14 protein-coding genes and 2 pseudogenes are annotated in these 16,685 nt (G+C 43.1%); 4 read left to right on the top strand and 12 right to left on the bottom strand.

The window, feature by feature from the left end; all coding sequences use genetic code 11:
• The 6 genes and pseudogenes from ACHUFW_RS21025 to ACHUFW_RS21000 all read right to left on the bottom strand — a co-directional run.
• A pseudogene (locus ACHUFW_RS21025) lies at positions 1–131 on the bottom strand (transposase); the annotation flags it as partial.
• Between the two features lie 231 nt (positions 132–362).
• A complete protein-coding gene (locus ACHUFW_RS21020) occupies positions 363–599 on the bottom strand; it encodes a nucleotidyltransferase family protein (RefSeq protein ID WP_394205859.1) in 237 nt (78 codons plus the stop codon).
• Between the two features lie 62 nt (positions 600–661).
• Complete coding sequence (locus ACHUFW_RS21015; RefSeq protein WP_394205857.1) at positions 662–1,522, bottom strand: cation diffusion facilitator family transporter; 861 nt, start codon at positions 1,520–1,522, stop codon at positions 662–664.
• Positions 1,523–1,922: 400 nt separating this feature from the next.
• Positions 1,923–2,972: pseudogene (locus ACHUFW_RS21010) on the bottom strand (transposase).
• A 218-nt stretch (positions 2,973–3,190) separates the two neighbouring features.
• A complete protein-coding gene (locus ACHUFW_RS21005; protein WP_394205855.1) occupies positions 3,191–3,616 on the bottom strand; it encodes a hypothetical protein in 426 nt (141 codons plus the stop codon).
• A 284-nt stretch (positions 3,617–3,900) separates the two neighbouring features.
• Complete coding sequence (locus tag ACHUFW_RS21000) at positions 3,901–4,920, bottom strand: IS110 family RNA-guided transposase (protein WP_394205853.1); 1,020 nt, start codon at positions 4,918–4,920, stop codon at positions 3,901–3,903.
• Positions 4,921–5,307: 387 nt separating this feature from the next.
• Here ACHUFW_RS21000 and ACHUFW_RS20995 point away from each other — a divergent pair, with 387 nt between their 5' ends.
• On the top strand, positions 5,308–6,273 hold the full coding sequence (locus ACHUFW_RS20995; protein ID WP_394205851.1) for an integron integrase: 966 nt from the start codon (positions 5,308–5,310) through the stop codon (positions 6,271–6,273).
• A gap of 118 nt (positions 6,274–6,391) precedes the next feature.
• Here the strand turns inward: ACHUFW_RS20995 and ACHUFW_RS20990 are convergent, their stop codons facing one another.
• Positions 6,392–8,440, bottom strand: a complete 2,049-nt coding sequence (locus ACHUFW_RS20990) for a S9 family peptidase (RefSeq protein ID WP_394205850.1) — start codon at positions 8,438–8,440, stop codon at positions 6,392–6,394.
• A 155-nt stretch (positions 8,441–8,595) separates the two neighbouring features.
• On the bottom strand, positions 8,596–10,119 hold the full coding sequence (locus tag ACHUFW_RS20985) for a fumarate hydratase (RefSeq protein WP_394205849.1): 1,524 nt from the start codon (positions 10,117–10,119) through the stop codon (positions 8,596–8,598).
• 126 nt (positions 10,120–10,245) lie between these two features.
• Here ACHUFW_RS20985 and pabB point away from each other — a divergent pair, with 126 nt between their 5' ends.
• The gene (pabB, locus tag ACHUFW_RS20980; protein ID WP_394205847.1) at positions 10,246–11,667 is read left to right on the top strand and encodes an aminodeoxychorismate synthase component I; all 1,422 of its coding nucleotides are present in this window, start codon (positions 10,246–10,248) and stop codon (positions 11,665–11,667) included.
• Positions 11,668–11,692: 25 nt separating this feature from the next.
• Positions 11,693–12,262: a CoA pyrophosphatase gene (locus tag ACHUFW_RS20975; RefSeq protein WP_394205845.1), complete on the top strand. Its 570-nt coding sequence runs from the start codon at positions 11,693–11,695 to the stop codon at positions 12,260–12,262.
• A 95-nt stretch (positions 12,263–12,357) separates the two neighbouring features.
• Here the strand turns inward: ACHUFW_RS20975 and ACHUFW_RS20970 are convergent, their stop codons facing one another.
• Positions 12,358–12,693: a hypothetical protein gene (locus ACHUFW_RS20970; protein WP_394205843.1), complete on the bottom strand. Its 336-nt coding sequence runs from the start codon at positions 12,691–12,693 to the stop codon at positions 12,358–12,360.
• Positions 12,694–13,049: 356 nt separating this feature from the next.
• On the opposite strand from ACHUFW_RS20970, the gene asnS reads away from it, so the two are divergent.
• The gene (asnS, locus tag ACHUFW_RS20965; protein ID WP_394205842.1) at positions 13,050–14,450 is read left to right on the top strand and encodes an asparagine--tRNA ligase; all 1,401 of its coding nucleotides are present in this window, start codon (positions 13,050–13,052) and stop codon (positions 14,448–14,450) included.
• 117 nt (positions 14,451–14,567) lie between these two features.
• Here asnS and ACHUFW_RS20960 read toward each other — a convergent pair whose 3' ends face one another.
• The 3 genes from ACHUFW_RS20960 to ACHUFW_RS20950 all read right to left on the bottom strand — a co-directional run bounded on the left by ACHUFW_RS20960 (position 14,568) and on the right by ACHUFW_RS20950 (position 16,640).
• The gene (locus ACHUFW_RS20960) at positions 14,568–15,386 is read right to left on the bottom strand and encodes a DUF4198 domain-containing protein (protein WP_394205840.1); all 819 of its coding nucleotides are present in this window, start codon (positions 15,384–15,386) and stop codon (positions 14,568–14,570) included.
• A gap of 20 nt (positions 15,387–15,406) precedes the next feature.
• Positions 15,407–15,913: a DUF2271 domain-containing protein gene (locus ACHUFW_RS20955; RefSeq protein WP_394205838.1), complete on the bottom strand. Its 507-nt coding sequence runs from the start codon at positions 15,911–15,913 to the stop codon at positions 15,407–15,409.
• Positions 15,914–16,007: 94 nt separating this feature from the next.
• A complete protein-coding gene (locus ACHUFW_RS20950) occupies positions 16,008–16,640 on the bottom strand; it encodes a PepSY-associated TM helix domain-containing protein (RefSeq protein WP_394205837.1) in 633 nt (210 codons plus the stop codon).
• Between the last annotated feature and the right edge of the window lie 45 nt (positions 16,641–16,685).

Here is a 16,685-nt window from a genome sequence, read left to right as displayed (position 1 = left end):
CGGCGGTGGTCATAATTGTTGCCAGTGTATTTATCATCACCACATAAGAAGGCGCGTCTTACAACGCGACTACAGCAGTGATAGTAAGCAGTGTCTTCGAGACTAATGAGGGTTCGTCTAGGCCTTGGCATGCAACCTCCTTGTTATATGCGCATATCAAGCATAGTCGGAGGTTGTCATTTACGCCATTAACTATGGGTGTCCAATTATTTTTAGAAATTTATGATTACAGCATAACGCCCGCATTTATGGCTGGTTTAGAGCGCAGCGTAAAACCTGTCGGGCAACATGCGCTTGTTAAGCAGCAATTGGCACCTCGACAAGTTCATGTTTAACGTGATTATATAACGATGAATTTTCTTCTAAGTACCCTTTTGCCAAGACCAAATGAAACGGGGCTTTTGAAGGCTTTGGTGGCGTTGGAATTGGGTCATAATAACCATTCCTTGGCGCAACTGATTTAGGCCTCCAAAATTGATTTTCTCTAGCTCACTCTTAATTTTATCAAATTCAATATCTTCGTAAATTATTAATACATCTATGTCACTATATTTCTCATAGCCTCTTGCATAAGACCCAAAAACATAAGATTTTTTAATGTTGTTTGAAATTGGCTTTAGATGAGCTGATTGGTAAGTCCATATATGTCTAATGTTTCTTCTTAGGAAAGCCTAGTTTCGACAGTTGAATGTGATATGCCAAAGTCATTTTTTATGATTAGTTTTGCTTCATTTTTAACTTTTTCGCACTCTTCGTTATCCATGCGATCTAAGATTATATGTGCTTCAAGAAATAGTTTCTCATCGTCAAGTTGCCACACATGAATATGATTGGCAGACTTTATACCATTTATGCTCGCCAACCTATTTTCTATCTCTTCAATACTTATATGATCAGGAGCTGCTTGCATGATGATCATAATGCATTTCTTAAGTAGAATGCAGCCATGATAAATGACATACAACGAGATACCGATAGTTGCGATCACATCAAATATATAAAGTTGGAAATATATAATTAATAATCCGGCAATGATAACAACAACAGAGGCAAGTGCATCAGAGATATTATGAATAAATGCTGCTCTAATATTCATATTGTTCTTGGCACCTGCGCTATATGTCAGAAAGGCAGTCGCTAAATCTATGACTAATGCAATTCCTGCAATCCAGAATACTATCCACCCATCAATTGGTGTTGGATTAAAATATTTCCCCACAGATTCAATTATTAAGTAAATGCCAACTGCTATTAGAGAAGTACTATTAATTAGTACCCCAATAATCTCGGCTCGCTTGTAACCATAAGTCATGGTTTTATTCGAGCCTTTGTTCCCAATTTTTCTCGCGATGATGGCAACGACAATTGCTCCAGCATCACTCAAATTGTGAAGAGCATCAGCTATAAGTGACAAGCTTCCAGAGATAATCCCGCCAATAATTTGAGCTAACGTAAGTAAAATATTTATAAAAACGGCAATGCTTAGCTTTCCATCACTGCCGTGATTGTGGCTATGACTCATACCTTACAACTCTCATACTTGAATGGTTCGTTTTGGGGAAGGTTAGCTTAATGCTGAATGTAGCACATAACGCCGCAAACTAGGGAATCCCCAGATAATTCCTTTTACAATCAATGCTCTTCCATCCACAAAAAACGTCTTAAGTCTCTTTATGGTTGCTACTAAATCATTACTAAGGCAACATACAAGCCAGCCATTATTAATCAACAACATAGCAAGATTAGTGCGAGCTGTTCAAGGGCAAAGCAGTTAAACACCTTAAAAAGCTGTACTTAGTAAAAATACACTTAGGAAATCAGCCTAAATCGGCAAAATCAGACGTTAATTGCTGTTTTCAGCGTAGGGTATGTTAACTCCGCTAAAGAAGCAGAGGAATTAGAAGAAGTATGAACATTTGAACTTAGTTTGCAGGCATAAACTGGCAAATACTTGAGAAATGTCGCCTTCGCTTGTTTAGATGTTCACAGTAATGGCTAAACTCTTCCAATGTCCCCACAGGACCATGGAAAAGTTGGCCAAATTCCGTGACAATTTTAACCCAATTGGCTGAGGGGATGTTTAACCTGCTCAGTATGTCACAAGCCTTTGAATCAATGGCGCCACGCTTATCGTCTCGAATTGCCCTGCCTGTTTCATCGACCAGTACAAGGTAGTCTTGCAGTGAGAAAGCGATACCTTTGGGTTGATTGACACGTTCATTTCCAATGAATGGTAAAAGGCGTTTAGGTTGCTCTCCTGTAAGTGCTGCTTTTACTCTGAGTTTGATACTCGTAAAGTCCGACTCTTCTGGCGTACTCGCCATTTTAGCCCGTATAGGATTAAGCTCTACATAGGCCATACAGGCCAACACCGCCGCTTCATCAAGCAATGCTTGTGATTTAAACCGCCCTTCCCACAAATGTGTATGGAACACATTTGAACGCCTTTAGGCGGCCTGAAAGGTGAGCGCCATGGATGGCAGTGAATAGAAGTGCCCTGTGCAGTTATCTTCTAGGTTTGCTTGTCTTGCAATAGGTTCATTTAAACAACGCATAAACCAGCTTATATCGCAAAGACGCGAGCGATACGTCGCTATCAAGTGTTTAAGATGAGCAACTGCGTACTCTTCAATCACTTCACCTTTGGCAAATTTTTGTGTTAATCCAGTTCCTTTAAACAGTTTATGCCATTGCAGTACCACATCTCTATCTGACCAAGCATTAACCTGTTCAACATCAATATGTAGGACGACATGAAGATGGTTGCTCATCACTGAATAAGCCGCCACATCAATGGCAAACACTTCGGTAAGTTTTAAGATTTGAGCCTCTACACAACCACGGCGGTGGTCATAGTTTTTGCCAGTGTATTTATCATCACCACATAAGAAGGCGCGCCTTACAACGCGACTACAGCAGTGATAGTAAGCAGTGTCTTCGAGACTAATGAGGGTTCGTCTAGGTCTTGGCATGCAACCTCCTTGTTATATGCGCAAATCAAGCATAGTCGGAGGTTGTCATTTACGCCATTAACTATGGGTGTCCAATTATTTTTCCGAGGTTACGCATAATCATCCTTAAAATATAACGCCCTGTTAACAGGCTAAATATAGTTGGCTAGAATAAGCGACAAAGGAGCAAAAGCCAACTGCATTTTGTCCTTATTTAACAGCTTGTTATGTGTGCTTTACTAACTTCTCATCAGTAAAACATGTTTAACGGTTTTAAAGCCCCAATATATTAGCAAGGGGGCTATCCCAAAACTTGGAATTAGCAAAGAACCAGAATACTCTGATTGGGTTTCTATTAGTAAGTTATACAAAACCCATAACACTATCGCTATTCCAATACATAAAGCTAGCAACCCAAATGATAACGAAGGTAAGCTTGCAATAACCCTAACTGTTACTCGCATAAATTTGGAACCAGTATCTGAATTGTTAAGCTCAGTAATAGTATCCTTACTTAAAAGCACCCAAATCGGTAGTTCGATAACAAAAATTAAAAAGACCCAATAACCTACTAACTCATGAAAGTTATAACCAATGACGGGTGTAGCGAATAACGTACATAAAAATACAAAGCTAAAATAAACAAATTTCCTTGAACTTTGCATCACGGCTCCATGTACACATAACATCTATGGACGCTCCGTTTCGTGCAAGCAAAATTTTCATTGAATTCAAAGTTGGTATTGCAGCCATCTATTCGGATTCTAGTTAAGGCTTAAGCCTTGATCCCTGATGAGTTCCGCTAGTTCATGACTAATCATTTGGACGTATTCTTACATACGATGTTAGGGTCAGTTTTAATGAACTACGGTCTTATCTATTTTGTCTTCAATTCTCTTTATGCCTACGCAAACCTTTGAGTGTCTTTACTTCATTAATTATCAACTAACTAGATGAATGACTCATCATAATCAGTTCCATTTGCCAGCATTGACCACGCTATCCTAGCCAATTTGTTGGCTAACGCGACAATGACAACATTTTTGTGTGCTCTGCATTCTAAGTCTCGCAGCCACACCGTGATTTTCCGCCTTGGGTTCATGTGCCGTATTACCGCTCTAGCACCATGAATAAATAAACGCCTTAAATAGCCATCACCGCGCTTACTGATCCCTAATAATCGCGGTTTACCTCCGCTAGAGCTTTGTTTGGGGACTAACCCTAGCCAAGCTGAAAGCTGTCTACCTGATTTGAACTCTTTGCCTGTACCAATGCTCGCAACTAATGCTGAAGCCGTGAGTCGGCCTATACCTGGTACAGCCTCCAAGCGCAGGCATAATGGATTCTCTTTACTTGATTGAGCGATCTCTTTTTCCAGTATGTCTAAATCAGATTCTAATTGATTAAGCCTTTTCTTCATTCTCAGTAGATGATGAACCATCAGCTGAGGTAACAACGGTTCAGCGCTTGAGAAATCATCAGCAAACCAGCTATGTAGCCTTCTTGGCCCTACTGAGATGGTAATACCAAATTCTGCTAATGTGGCACGGATACGATTAATCAATGATGTCCGTTCTTTCACTATGCCATCTCGTTCTCTATGAACTAATAGCAGAGCTTGTTGCTCTTCATTCTTCACTGTTACGAAGCGCATATTGGGTCGGGTTACAGCTTCGTAAACGGCTTCAGCATCATTCGCGTCATTTTTGTTTGTTTTGACATATGGCTTCACATATTGAGGAGCCATCAGCTTCACCGTATGCCCCAATTTTTCTAGCTCTCTTGCCCAATAGTGGGAGCTTGAACACGCCTCTAGTCCGATCAAACAATGAGGTATATTGATAAAAAAATTCAAGAATTTTGCTCTACGGAGCATTTTCCGAACAAGAGTTTTACCTTTAACATCTACGGCATGGATCTGAAAAACGTTCTTAGCTAGATCGACACCAACAACTGAAATGTTATTCATAATTTTCTCCACTTACGTAAAATCATTTAGACAACGTAAAAGGGAGGAGCGTCCATCTCATTATTTGTATATACGGCTTGCGCGTTTTGCCAAGCCTCGTTGAGAAAGCGTGCACTCAAATTCCAGCCAAAAACCTATTAAAACCAATTCCATAACCAAATAATTGTAAAATTGTATTCAATACACTTTCGGTAAAAACGCGCATGCACACTTTCCTTGCCTGTTATCTGAACAATCCAAGGTTGCACACTTTCATATTACTGAATTTACACAACTTATTTACATGCAGCAATAGCAAATCGTGAATAGCACTGTCAGACATGGCTTGATTTTTGGTAAAATACGATAATACTGTATATTTATACAGTTAATTGTTAGGTAAAAAAAATGAAGTGCTCGAGCCCTTTTTTAGAGTCGATACGGCAAGACATTCGCTTACGTGGTTACAGCCTACGTACAGAAAAAGCGTACTTATACTGGATCAAAAGATACATTCTCTTCCATCAAAAAGCGCATCCTGAAAATCTTGGATCTATCGATGTAAAAAACTTTTTGAGTTGGTTAGCTAATAGTCAAAATGTGGCAGTAAACACGCAAAAAGTTGCACTGAATTCACTGGTATTTCTATATCAGCAATATCTTAAAGTTGAACTTGGAGTTTTAGGCTTCAGCTTAGCAACAAAGCAGCGAACCTTACCCATAGTGTTATCCCCTAAGGAAGTATCTCAGATACTGTCTCATATGAATGGAACCGCTAAGTTGGTTATTGAAATGCTCTACGGTAGTGGTATGAGAGTCAATGAGTGTTTAAGGTTAAGAATACAAGATATAAATTTTGATAACTTATCATTGACAATTCGGGATGGTAAAGGCAATAAAGACAGACAAACCCTATTAAGCCAAACATGCTGTAGTAGGCTAAAAAAATACATTGATAAGTCGATTCAACTACAACAAAAAGACAACTATAACGGCTATGGGCCATCTTTACCCAATGCATTAGCAAAAAAGTACCCTAATGCATATCGTCAAGCTGCGTGGATGTATCTATTTCCATCAATTGGTATTTGTGAACACCCAGTTACTAAAATACTGTGTCGACACCATCGCCATGACAGTACGATACGAAAGTCTCTGCAACACGCAGTTAAGCGTTCTCGCTTACAGAAAAGAATCAATTGTCATACATTCAGGCACTCTTTTGCGACTCACCTTTTACAAACCGGGACAGACATAAGAACTGTACAGGAGTTACTCGGACACAACGATGTTAAAACCACGCAAATCTATACTCACGTACTCGGTCAGCATTATGCGGGAACAGTTAGCCCACTAGATACACTTTTATCGTAATTTAATATTTTTAGTCAACTAGTTAGGGCGCTTTTATTACTGACGAATAACCACAAAAAAGCCCGCATATTGCGGGCTTTTGATATAAAGAACACTTAGTCGTTTGGTTTAGACTTTGTTAGTCTTCTTTGGTCCAGCGATCTAACCAACCTAGTACATTGGCATACCACTGCTCTAGGTTGTCAGGATTCAAAATCCAGTGGTTCTCATCTGGATAAATTAATAGCTCAGATGGAATACCTTTGCGCTGCATGAAGCTAAACGCAGCAAGACCTTGACCGTATGGTACGCGGAAGTCTTTTTCGCCGTGGATAACTAACATTGGCGTTTTCCAGTTTTCTACGTAGTTAACTGGGTTGAACTTCTCATACAACGCTTTGTTGTCTTCGTAAGTACCGCCAAACTCATACTCTGGGAACCAAAGCTCTTCGGTCACATAGTACATTGATCGCATATCGAATAACCCTGCGTGGTTCACTAAGCAGCTAAAGCCATCGCTCCAGTTACCTTGGATCCAGTTCATCATGTAGCCACCGTATGAGCCACCTAATGCACAAGCACGATCAGCATCTAACCATTTTTGCTGTTTAGTCACAGCGGCTAGGCCTTTTTGTAGATCTTCGAGCGGCTTACCACCCCAATCTTTAGAAATTGAGTTAGTAAACTCTTGGCCGTAACCGGTAGAGCCGTGGAAATCAATCATCACCACGCCATAACCAGCGCCAGCCCATAGCTGTGGATTCCAGCGGCTGCTGAATGAGTTACCAAATGAGCCTTGTGGGCCACCGTGTACTAGGAACGCAATTGGGTATTGCTCACCTGCTTTATAGCCGACTGGCTTGATCCAGTAGCCGTACACTTCTTCGTTATTCCAGCCTTTAAAGCTAAACTGCTCGAATTCGCCAAACTTAACCTTAGCAAGCTTGTCTTTGTTGATTTCAGTTAAGCGTTGTTTCGCCTGACCGTCTAAAGACATGGTGTAAAGATCGCCCGGCTCTACTAGGCTTTTATGGCTGTAAACAATTTTATCTTGAGTCACACCTACAATGCTGTTGCTACCGTCGTTAAACAGTGGCTTCACATCACCAAACTGGGTGTTAACTTCAAAGATAGAAACCTGACCAATATCTTGAGCGGTAACATACAAGGTACGGTTGTCGCTTGAGAAATACAGCGAATGCGGGCTGCGATCCCATAACGGCGCCACTTCTTTTTCTTGGCCAGTCACAGTGTCACGTAACATGATGCGGTAGCGATCGGCTTCAAACCCTGGGGTTTTCATTGCTAAGTAAGCAAGATAGCGACCATCGTTTGAGTAAGTTGGGTGAGAATCCCAAGCTTTATTCTCTTGCGTTAGGTTAACCGCTTCACCACCAGTAACAGGCACTTGCCACAAATCGTAATTCGTCGTCCATGCTTGATCTTTACTTGGCGCCTTAGCGCTGTATACCACGTATTTTCCATCAGGTGTAAAGGTCACCTCTTCCATACCTGAAAATGGCAGTGGTGGCGTTTCAGTGTCTAACCCTTGGGTCACATCAACGGCATCAGTGATCATCTCACCGTTTAGCTTGGCCACAAATAAGTGACTGCGACTATGGTCACTCCAGGTATCCCAATGTCTTACCATCAGCTGCTTGTATTCGCGGCCAGTGGTTTTGCGATTATCAAGCTCTTCAAATCGCTCTTCAGAGCATTTAAGGTCTTTACAGTCTGGGAACACGCGCATGTTCATGACAACATGGCTGCCATCTTGCGACAGTTTAAAGCCTTCAACATTTAGCGGAAGATCAGAAACCTTCTGTGCTTCACCGCCATCCAATGCCAATTGGTAAAGCTGGCTTGAGCCATCACGGGCGGCTAAAAAGTAGATTGACTTGTCATCAGCTGCAAACGCAACGCTGTGCTCGGTACCGGCAACAGAGGTCAGCTTTTTAGCATCACCACCGTTTACGCTTTGAATGTACAGATCAGAACTCGCGTCACCATTGCTATCAATATTTTTGATCGCATAAACAATTTTGTCGCCAGAGTGGGCTAATGCCGTTGAGTGTAACTTGTTTAACTTTACAAGATCTTGAACCTTGAAAGGCTCTGCTGACTGGGCGTTGACCGATGTCATCATACCTGACGCAGCTAACGCTAAAATGATTGCAGTTTTTTTCATTGTTATAGTCGTCTTTTAGTTATAATGGCTGTTTGTAAACAGAAGGTTAATCGATTTTTTGTGCAATTTTGCATAGTTGGCAAGCACACTAAACAAAAAACGGGGTGTAAGCAAGTCGCTTACACCCCGTATTGTTGGCTAATTGAGCAAAAGCATTAGCTCAATTTGACTTTCCAGCTAGCAGGACCAGTTTCATGGGCGTTAACCCCTTCACTATCAACTGCAACAGTCACTGGCATATCTTTAACATCAAACTCATAGATAGCTTCCATACCTAGGTCTTCAAACGCGACAACTCGCGCTTTCTTAATTGCTTTAGACACTAGGTAAGCTGCGCCGCCTACCGCCATTAAGTAGCAAGATTTATGCTGTTTGATCGACTCAACTGTCGCCGGTCCACGCTCAGCTTTACCAATCATGCCCATTAAGCCGGTTTTCTCTAGCATCACATCAGTAAACTTATCCATACGTGTTGCGGTAGTCGGTCCTGCTGGGCCAACCACTTCATCACCTACTGGGTCAACTGGGCCGACGTAATATATAAACTTACCGGTAAAATCAACACCTTCAGGCAGGCCTTCACCACTCTCAATGAGACTCTGAATGCGCTTATGAGCGGCATCACGTCCGGTAAGCATTTTACCGTTTAGCAACAAGGTGTCGCCGCTCTTCCACTCTTGCATCTGTTCTTGGGTCACAGTGTTAAGGTCAACACGGCGCACACTCTGACCGACTTCCCAAGTAATTTCTGGCCAGTCTTCTAATGATGGTGGGCTTAAATCTGCTGGGCCTGTGCCATCAAGATGGAAATGCACGTGACGTGTAGCAGCGCAGTTTGGAATCATCACCACTGGCTTTGATGCAGCATGGGTTGGCGCTGATTTAATCTTAATATCAAGTACCGTAGTCACACCACCTAGACCTTGGGCACCAATACCAAGCTTGTTGGAGCGCTCAAAAATATCTAAGCGTAACTTTTCATCAGCGGTTTCAGCTCCGCGTGCCTGCAACTCATGAATATCAACGGGATCCATTAAGGATTCTTTTGCCATTACCGCCGCCTTTTCAGCGGTGCCGCCAATACCTATACCTAGCATGCCCGGTGGACACCAGCCTGCGCCCATGGTTGGTAATGTTTTCTCTACCCAAGCTGCAATGTCATCCGATGGATTTAACATCACCATTTTAGATTTGTTTTCAGATCCGCCACCTTTAGCGGCAATGGCAACTTCTACATGATCGCCAGGCACCATATCAATGTGTACAACTGATGGGGTGTTATCTTTCGTGTTTTTACGTCCGCCCGCAGGATCGGCCACAATAGAAGCACGCAAAGGATTGTCTGGATTAGTGTAAGCACGGCGTACACCTTCATCCACCATTTGCTGCACTGTCATGTCGGTTTTGTCCCACTTCACGCCCATACCAACTTTAACGAAACAGGTGACAATACCTGTGTCTTGGCACAAAGGACGCTTACCTTCTGCGGACATACGTGAATTAATTAAGATTTGCGCGATGGCATCTTTGGCTGCCGCACTTTGCTCTTTTTCGTAAGCTTCGGCCATAGCGTCGACAAAATCTTTAGGGTGGTAATAGGAGATATATTGCAGGGCATCAGCAACACTTTCAATTAAGTCAGCTTGCTTAATAATTGGCTGTTCTTTAGTCACAGACATTTCCTTTCTCACAGATAGTTAGGGTGTTCCCATGAACTGGGAAGCGTATTTTTTTTTAATCCTTTGCCAATATGATACTCTTTCGCGACTTTTAGATAAACATCACTTTTTAGATAAGGTTAATCGATGGCGAGTGCTGCAATACCTGCGATTTTTAGTTGCCAATTAAACTGGGAAATTTCAACGGTTGAATTATTCAACCATATTGCCTCACGCCCTTGGGCGATGCTGTTAGACTCCGCCGGTGCGAATCATCCCGATAGCCGCTACGACATCATAGTGTGCGATCCGATTGCCACCATAGAAACCCAAGATGACATCACCTATATCCGAGACAAACAAGCCAACCAACACAACGCTCAGGTTACGCCAGTCAATAAAGAAACTAAAACTTGTCCGTTTGCGGCGCTGCAACAAGCGCTTAGCCACTATTTCCCCGATAAAAAGCCCTGCGCTCTCCCCTTTAGTGGCGGCGCCTTGGGGGCGTTTAACTACGATTTAGGTAGGCATATCGAGGAGTTTGCCAATACGGCTATGCACGATATTGCCCTTGCAGATATGAACATTGGCCTTTATAGCTGGGCGCTTATCTATGACAACCAGCAATCACAATGGCATTTTGTCCATTATCACGGGGAACAGGCGGCTAAAAACACCCTCAATCAGCTACAAGCGTGGATAAGCTCAACAGCACAAGACACCAGTTTTACGCTGGCATCACCTTGGCAAGCACAAATTAGCCGCGCTGATTATCAGCATAAATTCGATAAGGTGCAGCAGTATTTGTTAAGCGGTGATTGTTATCAGATCAATCTCACCCAGCGATTTGAAGCACAATATCAAGGCGATGAGTGGGCGGCTTACAAGGCACTACGCCACAGCAATAGTGCGCCGTTTTCCGCATTTATCAGGCTTGAATCACAAGCGATATTATCTATCTCTCCTGAGCGCTTTGTTCAACTTAATGGTAAAAAAGTACAAACCAAGCCTATTAAAGGCACCCGTCCCCGTTTCAGCGATGAACGCCTTGATGCCATGGCTGCCAATGAACTAAAACAGGCAGAGAAAGATCGCGCCGAGAACCTAATGATTGTCGATTTACTCAGAAATGATATCGGTAAGGTAGCCGCCCCTGGCAGTGTATCTGTCCCTAAGCTGTTTGATGTTGAAAGCTTCCCTGCGGTTCATCACTTAGTCAGTACAGTTACAGCTGAACTTGGCGAAGGTATTGATGCGTGCGAGCTACTTAAAGCGTGTTTCCCGGGTGGTTCAATCACCGGCGCACCCAAAATACGTGCAATGCAGATCATTGAAGAGTTAGAACCTTCTAGACGTTCCATTTACTGTGGTTCAATCGGCTATATCAGCCAAGATGGTAATATGGATACCAGCATCACCATCAGAACCTTAGTGGCTGAATCGGGTAAATTATATTGCTGGGCCGGTGGTGGCATTGTGGCAGACTCCAATGCTGATGCTGAATATCAAGAAACCTATGATAAAGTGAGTAAGATTTTACCTATATTGGCAGAAAACCTATTGCAATAACTTCACAAGGCAGCGACACATTCACATGGATATCGGTAAGTTACGCACCCAGTTTCACCTGCATCAGTTAGCCAACGACACTACGCCCAAAGTCACTGGCCAACTGAGACAAGCTGCGGTGTTATTGGCCATTGAAGATATCGCAAGCCAGCCGCATCTGATATTAACCCAGCGTCCCGATCATTTGCGCGCCCACCCAGGGCAGATAAGCTTTCCCGGTGGCAAGGTAGAACGCGCTGATAAAAGCTTTGCGGCGACCGCATTAAGGGAAGCGGAAGAAGAGATAGGATTAAAAGCGGCCAATGTTGAGATCATGGGACAATACCCTACTTTTAAAACCTTCACAGGCTTTGAAATTACCCCGGTTGTAGGCATAGTTAAGCAACCTTTTACCCCAATAATCGATCCCGGTGAAGTGGCCGATCTATTTTCAATGCCACTAGAATTTGTGCTTAATCATCATAACCGCCATGTACGCTATTTTCAGCGTGGCAATATTCGCTATCCGGTGTATTTCATTCAGTATGAGCAGTATTTTATTTGGGGCGCCACCGCCGCCATTATCGACCGCTTCTGTCGCCAATTCGCCGATTAATAGCTTTGCGCTAGGAACAATAGCTCCTGTTACAAAGGAACTGGCTGACAACAATCATAACGTTTTAGTAAAATGAAACGGCTTGTATGGCAGGCTTAAATGAAAAAGCTCAAGTACAATCCCGCGGTGACTGAAGTCATCAGTAGCAGCGGAATATTAAACCAGTAACCCATTTTAGAGTGGTTAGCGAAATAAAAGTTAAACGCCAAACTCAACAAACTGATACCTGCGCAGGTCCATATCACATCTTGCAGTAGTACAGTATACTCAGGATCCCAGCCAAGACGAACTGACGCCCCTTTTGATAAGTAATAGCCAATTGCTCTATCGGGTCTGGCTTGGTCAAAAAGCAGCAGCGCATAGATGGCTAGACTCCAGCCACTAATCGACAAGGTCGCTAAAATAATCTGGAAAAGTTTTCTTTTCTTCATAACACCACCTTTGAACCTTGCACCGAACTAAATAAGCCCCTGCTTATAGAAGCATAAATAAACTGGTTCTTCAACATGTTACATTATTAACTGTAGCAAATTCATATCAGTGTAACCACAGATATCCGCCTATTTACTGGCAGTATCATCCAATATCATGACATCGCCACAAGACGTAAACCTGATGATTTAAACGCCATAATCAGCCGATGTATGCTGAAGTCACTCACCAAGTTGTAAAAAAATCACCTCAATCTGCCTAATTAGCGCATTTCCCCTTGAGAAAGCTAACTATCAAGGTAATATGAACGTCCAAAATTTTTTATTAAAACGTTTCGTTGGAGAACTAAGCAACAATGAGCATTACATCTGTCGCTTCTGTATTTAAAGGTGACTTTGCGATTGGTTCGCAAGTGACTATACGCGGTTGGGTAAGAACTCGCCGAGATTCCAAGGCCGGCATCTCTTTTCTTGCCGTTTATGATGGTTCCTGTTTTGACCCCATTCAGGGCGTTGTGCCAAATAGCTTAGCCAATTATAACGACGAAATCTTAAAGTTAACTGCGGGTTGTTCAGTTATCGTTACCGGTGAAGTAGTTGAATCTCCGGGTAAAGGCCAAGCATTTGAACTTCAAGTGACTAACGTTGAAGTGACCGGTTGGGTTGACGATCCAGACACTTACCCAATGGCAGCTAAGCGCCACTCAATTGAGCACTTACGCGAGCTAGCTCACCTTCGCCCACGTACCAATATCATTGGTGCGGTAGCGCGTGTACGTAACTGCCTATCACAAGCCATTCACCGTTTTTATAACGAAGAAGGCTTTATTTGGGTTTCTACACCACTTATCACCGCTTCTGACTGTGAAGGTGCTGGTGAAATGTTCCGCGTATCGACATTGGATATGGAAAACCTACCATTAACTGATGCTGGTAAAGTGGACTACAAAGAAGACTTTTTCGGTAAAGAGTCATTCCTTACCGTATCGGGTCAGTTGAACGCAGAAACCTACGCTTGTGCTTTGTCTAAAGTGTATACCTTCGGCCCAACTTTCCGCGCTGAGAACTCAAACACCAGTCGTCACCTTGCTGAATTCTGGATGGTAGAGCCTGAAGTGGCATTTGCCGATCTTGATGATGCTGCCGCACTGGCTGAAGCCATGCTTAAGTATTGCTTCAAAGCAGTACTAGCAGAGCGTCGTGACGATCTTGAGTTCTTCGCTCAGCGTGTTGATAAGACCGTTATCGAGCGTCTAGAGAACTTTGTTAACAGTGATTTTGCACAAGTGGATTACACCGACGCGGTAGAAATTCTAAAGGCATGTGGTAAGTCGTTTGAATACGATGTTGAGTGGGGTATCGATTTACAATCTGAGCATGAGCGCTACCTAGCTGAAGAGCACTTTAAAGCACCTGTCGTTGTTAAGAACTATCCGAAGGATATCAAAGCATTCTACATGCGACTGAACGACGACGGTAAGACCGTTGCCGCGATGGATGTACTTGCTCCTGGTATTGGTGAGATCATCGGTGGTGCACAACGTGAAGAACGTCTAGATGTACTTGATGCCCGTCTAGAAGAGATGGAACTAAGTAAAGAGGATTACTGGTGGTATCGCGATATGCGTCGCTACGGTACCGTACCTCATGCTGGTTTCGGTCTTGGTTTTGAACGTTTAGTGTCTTATGTTACTGGCGTTTCAAACATCCGTGATGTGATTCCATTCCCACGTGCACCTAAGTCTGCAAACTTCTAACAGCCACGTTGGAATAAGCCATGAAAAAAGCTCCTTTTAAAGGAGCTTTTTTATTGCACTAAGATTAACAATCAATCCATTTTTTGAAGGCATCAGGCACAAAATTAACCGTAAATGCTACTCTAAGCCCGCTTCAAAAGTGAGGAAGATTTCATTGTTCACTTTATCGGCAAGCGGATTACCATCGATATCTTGTTCATATTCAACGTGTAATAGATATCGACCAGCAGATTCAGGCGTAAAGCTCACTAGCCCTTCACCGTTTGACACTAGCTTAGTTGCGTTAAGCTGATTGCGATACACAGTACCTTCTTTAACCACAGACACCTCTGCATTGCTTACAGGCTTGCCTTGATAGGTAATTTTAAACTCAGCGATATCTTGTTCAACAATGTCAGCAGGGTGAGTCATTGGCAGTAGTTCCAGGTGTTGACCCGTAGCAGCTAGCGCTTTGTCGTTAGGCTTGTTCAATGTCACGTAAGACTCAACCCGTGAGAAGCTCATCACCCCAACTAGATCATAACCGTCTTTTGGCATTTTTGCTTTAGTCGCCGCTTTATCTACACGGCTGAAAACAGGCTTTTCTTGGCCTTTGACCTTGTAGCTAGCATAGTAACGTGGCGTGGTACGTTTTTGGAACTTGTAGGTACCATCAGCAGTTAACTGATAATCAAATACCGACTTGCGCGAGCCTTTGTAACTTGAAGAAGGCGATTGCTTTTTACCTTGCGGAGTGATGATTTCAATGTCTTCACTGCCATAGGGCTTATCATATTGAAAAACCTGGTTGCTCGCCGTCACATCAGAGGTGATCCAAACCCCTTTACCCTGCTCTGCAGAAACCGTGAAATGACTTGGTAAAATCCAGCGATCGTGAGCTACAGCTGCTTGGCTAACTAAGCCGCCTGCTAACGCTAAAATAAGTGTCTTTTTCATTATCTATCCTGTTAATCATTCTAAGGTTGATAAGTTATGGTTATTTCCCCGGTTTCGTCGGTTGGAGCCAACGTCACAGCAAAAGGGTTGCCATCGTGATTGAATTTATGTCTTACTAACGAGCGGTTTCCGTGTTCACGTACCACTTCGACCAATAAGGTGTATTTACCAGATTTAACCGCGCTGCCAGCACTGTCGGTCATATCCCAATCAAGTTTGTAGGCGCCTGATGGGCGTGTTGCGCCAGTCACACCGTCAATGAACCCGGCTTCTTCGCGGCCTATTTTTCGCCACCAACGACGAATATCTTTAAGCCACTTTTCACCTTCATCCCAACGCCACAGCGCGATGGTGTCGACATGTTTACCGCGGCTGTCTTCTACCCACACTGCCGTATAAGGACGTAAATATTGACCTTCTGTTATCTCAGCAAGATTTAGGTCTATCGCTAGCTTGCCAGCAAACGCTGGCGTGGTTAGCAGCACACCACCTATTAGCGCACCGAGCATTGTTGTTTTCTTCATCATTAACTCTCTATCCCAATTGTCTCTTTAGCCCACTTAGACCGTTAACCGACTGAGCGCTATACTCCACTTAGCAGTCTTAAGCCCGACCAAGCCGTCAAATCACACAGAACCAATAGATCCCAACACAGCCAGCACTGACCACGCCCATGTATCCCATAGATCGCATCAACTTTTTACGTTGGGGAAGTAACAAATACGCACCTGTTAGGGAAAAAATAATCATCAAAATGGCACTGATATCAATAACCCATTGCCACACAACGCCGCTGTGACGACCTTTATGCAAGTCATTGAGAATCGCGACTACGCCATATTCACGTTTTTCATAAAAAGCCATCTCTTCATAAGCATCAATGGTCAGGCTTTGATAACGACCGGGTTTACTCTGAACAATGGCAACTTCATCTTCACTAAGTTCGGCGGTGTCAATGGCGAGATCAAACTCACTGTTAAGCCAATACTTGGCTTTTTGCTGCCAGTCCGTATTTAGCGGCTGCACAGGTAACAGATGATCTGGTAAAGGTAATTCTTGGTAATCTGACTCGGCGGTATCAGCATTAAACCAGCTGGGGTGATTTAGCGTAATACCGGTAACAGCAAAGAACAGCATCAACAGCAATAGCGCCATTGACACATAAATATGAATAATTCGGGCTAGTTTTAAAGATTGTTTATTGTGAGAGCGGCGCTTGGTACTCGAACGTTCGGTGGCGACAGGTTTGTTCATACATTCATCTTGTTATTGTTTTTATTACAACATTGACGTGTGCTA

This window comes from Shewanella waksmanii (assembly GCF_043643685.1).
Lineage (GTDB): Bacteria > Pseudomonadota > Gammaproteobacteria > Enterobacterales > Shewanellaceae > Shewanella > Shewanella waksmanii_A.
Note: the sequence above shows the minus strand (reverse complement) of the source record. Positions and strands in the feature narration are given on the sequence as shown.

Bases quoted from the DNA above. Each gene is read 5' to 3' on its own strand.
- ACHUFW_RS20975 (WP_394205845.1), top strand. From the start codon at position 11,693: ATGGATATCGGTAAGTTACGCACCCAGTTTCACCTGCATCAGTTAGCC.
- ACHUFW_RS21015 (WP_394205857.1), bottom strand. From the start codon at position 1,522: ATGAGTCATAGCCACAATCACGGCAGTGATGGAAAGCTAAGCATTGCC.
- ACHUFW_RS21000 (WP_394205853.1), bottom strand. From the start codon at position 4,920: ATGAATAACATTTCAGTTGTTGGTGTCGATCTAGCTAAGAACGTTTTT.
- ACHUFW_RS20985 (WP_394205849.1), bottom strand. From the start codon at position 10,119: ATGTCTGTGACTAAAGAACAGCCAATTATTAAGCAAGCTGACTTAATT.
- pabB (WP_394205847.1), top strand. From the start codon at position 10,246: ATGGCGAGTGCTGCAATACCTGCGATTTTTAGTTGCCAATTAAACTGG.
- ACHUFW_RS20960 (WP_394205840.1), bottom strand. From the start codon at position 15,386: ATGAAAAAGACACTTATTTTAGCGTTAGCAGGCGGCTTAGTTAGCCAA.
- ACHUFW_RS20955 (WP_394205838.1), bottom strand. From the start codon at position 15,913: ATGATGAAGAAAACAACAATGCTCGGTGCGCTAATAGGTGGTGTGCTG.
- ACHUFW_RS20995 (WP_394205851.1), top strand. From the start codon at position 5,308: ATGAAGTGCTCGAGCCCTTTTTTAGAGTCGATACGGCAAGACATTCGC.
- ACHUFW_RS20970 (WP_394205843.1), bottom strand. From the start codon at position 12,693: ATGAAGAAAAGAAAACTTTTCCAGATTATTTTAGCGACCTTGTCGATT.
- ACHUFW_RS20990 (WP_394205850.1), bottom strand. From the start codon at position 8,440: ATGAAAAAAACTGCAATCATTTTAGCGTTAGCTGCGTCAGGTATGATG.
- ACHUFW_RS20950 (WP_394205837.1), bottom strand. From the start codon at position 16,640: ATGAACAAACCTGTCGCCACCGAACGTTCGAGTACCAAGCGCCGCTCT.
- ACHUFW_RS21005 (WP_394205855.1), bottom strand. From the start codon at position 3,616: ATGCAAAGTTCAAGGAAATTTGTTTATTTTAGCTTTGTATTTTTATGT.
- asnS (WP_394205842.1), top strand. From the start codon at position 13,050: ATGAGCATTACATCTGTCGCTTCTGTATTTAAAGGTGACTTTGCGATT.